Origin of the sequence: Mycobacterium sp. E136 (assembly GCF_001666865.1) — a bacterium.
Lineage (GTDB): Bacteria > Actinomycetota > Actinomycetes > Mycobacteriales > Mycobacteriaceae > Mycobacterium.
This window is the reverse complement of the sequence record NZ_LZJE01000226.1, coordinates 1-2,464: the sequence shown is the minus strand read 5'-3', so window position 1 is coordinate 2,464 and position 2,464 is coordinate 1. Positions and strand designations below refer to the sequence as shown.

Genomic DNA, 2,464 nt, shown 5'->3' with positions numbered 1-2,464 from the left:
GCGACGCGCGGGATACAGGAAGCCCTGCTAGCGGCGCACTGACCGCTGGTGGTTGCACGCGGCGGGTCCTGCCTCAGCGTTGGGAATTATCCGCCCGGACGGTGCGGATGAAGGAAGCGATGGCCCTGCCGATCTCGTCCGCGCTGTCCTCTTGGAGGAAATGTGTTCCAGGAACCGTGATTTCGGTCTGATTGGGCCAGCTGCGCACGATGTCGAGGATGCGTTGCTTGCTCTGGATCACCCCGGGATCGGCGCGAACGAACAGCTTCGGGACATCGCTTGTCGCCAACCACGCATCGAACGCCTCGATGACCTCGACCACCTCGGCGGGCTCCCCGCCGAGCGGGACGTCGCGGGGCCACGACAGCGTGGGGCGTCGATCCTCGCCGGGGTTGACGAATGGCTGCCGGTAGTAGCTCATCTCTTCGTCAGTGAGGGCACGCATGACGATAGACGGCAACACGCCCTCGATGAAGACGTTGTTGTTCAACACCATCTCCTCGCCCTCCGATGAACGGAACCCCCGGAACATCCGGGCGACCTCTTCGGGAAAGTCGTCCCACTCCATCGAGACCGAGACGGTTTCCATGTGCACCAGTGCCGCGACGCGCCCCCGGTGTTGGTTGGCCCAGTCGAATCCCAGAGCACCACCCCAGTCGTGGAGCACGAGCGTCACGCGATCGCCGAGTTCGAGTGCGTCCCACAGCGCGAACAGATAGTCGCGGTTCTCGCGGTAGTGGTAGCTGTCGGGGCCGGGATCATCCAGCTTGTCCGAGCCGCCCATTCCGATCAGATCGCAGGCGACGAGTCGGCCGAGCCCTTCCACGTGAGGCATCACGTTGCGCCACAGATACGACGAGCTCGGGTTCCCGTGTTGGAACACGATGGCGTCGCCCTGGCCCTCGTCGATATAGGCGATCCGTTTACCGTTGATCTCTTTGTACTGCAGGTGGCCGTACGGTTTGACTCCAGGCATCAGGCGCTCCTACCCGGTTGTTGTGTGGCGAACCCTTGGCAGATGCTCATCAGCTCCGCGACGTACTCTCTGACGCATTGGACGGCGTCTCGGGTCGCGGACCGTGGCGATCCTCCGTCGAACGGCGGGGCGGGGTCGTACTCCAGAAGAAGTTGCGCATAGCGCGCCGTTTCTTCGTCGAACAATTCGGCGAGAAGCGTCAACCCGAAGTCGATTCCTGCCGTGACGCCACCCCCGGTGATCCGATTGCGGTCGATCACGACGCGTTCTTCGGCCGGTATCGCCCCGAAGAAGGGCAATGCGTCCAACATCGACCAGTGCGTCGTAGCCCTGTACCCGGCCAACAGGCCGGCGGCGCCCAGCACCATCGATCCGGTGCAGACCGACGTGACGTAGCGTGCCCGTGGGCCACGGGTGGCGAGGAAGTCGATGATCTGCGGGTCCCGCATGGCATCGGCCGTTCCGCTGCCGCCCGGAACGAACACGACGTCGTAGTGATCGGCTGCCTCAGAGAGCAATTCGGTCGCGCGGAAGGGCGCGCCGCTGTCCGAGAAGAATTCCTCGGTGGTGGAGCCGAGGAGATGCACGTCGGTGTGTTGGCGAAGCGTTTCGTATGGCCCGATGAGGTCCAGCATCGTCAGGCCTGGAAACGGAATCATCGCCACGCTGGGCTTCCAATTGGCCTGTGGCGTAACGGCGGTCACGCTGCACATCCGGAAGGCCGCGCCTGCATTGAACTTTTCTGACCGAACGCGTTGGGAATGTCTGGCATCGAAGTCCCTTCAACTGGAGGCGACTCGAACGTAGCGCCCGTGCTCAGTGGAACGACACCGGCCAGATGGCCAACGATCGCCGAGATGTTGCCGATTACGACGTTCGGCGGCACAGACTCGGTCGAGTCAGAGGTTCAGCGACCCGGCGATCCGATCTCGGCTACGCTCTGTTCGTCAGCTTGGCCGCCGGACTTGCGGAGATGGCGGGCTCCGTCTCGCGCTGATCTACTCCCACCTGACCTCGTCGGGCTCCTTATCGGGCCGCAACCCGCGCCAACTCGGCTGGCGCAGACGGTTATCCGAGGTACGTTCGCTGTAGCGCACCTCGCCGACGAGATCAGGACGCACGAACGTCACCCCCTTCGCGTCCGGGCGAGGGAGTCGCTCGTTGAACGGGCTCTCGTCGGTCTCCAGCGGCTTGAGGGTCTTCTTGAGCTCGGCGAGAGCTTTGTCGGTCAAGCCGGTTCCGACTCGGCCGACGAACTGAAGCCCACCCTCGGCCGGAATACCGAGGATCAGCGAGCCGATACCGCTCGAACGCCCGCCCTCACCCTGCCGCCAGCCGCCGATCACGACCTCCTGGGTGTTCCACACCTTGTCCTTGATCCAAGCCTTCGATCGCCGGCCGGGCTGATAGGTCGAGTCGAGTTTCTTGGCGACCACACCCTCCCACCGCTTCTTGCGCGCGTACTCCATCGCCTCGGGGCCATCGCCG

General features: G+C 64.0%; 3 protein-coding genes. All 3 read right to left on the bottom strand.

What is annotated here, in order from left to right:
• Positions 1-73 precede the first annotated feature (73 nt).
• Entirely contained in the window at positions 74-976 is a 903-nt protein-coding gene (locus A5698_RS15135; RefSeq protein ID WP_068298341.1) for a haloalkane dehalogenase, read from the bottom strand.
• Complete coding sequence (locus A5698_RS15130; protein ID WP_068298344.1) at positions 976-1,680, bottom strand: DJ-1/PfpI family protein; 705 nt, start codon at positions 1,678-1,680, stop codon at positions 976-978. Before A5698_RS15130 ends, A5698_RS15135 begins: the two co-directional genes overlap by 1 nt.
• 294 nt (positions 1,681-1,974) lie before the next feature.
• Positions 1,975-2,464, bottom strand: a 490-nt coding sequence (locus tag A5698_RS15125) for an ATP dependent DNA ligase (protein WP_502688929.1), incomplete at its 5' end; no start/stop codon positions are given.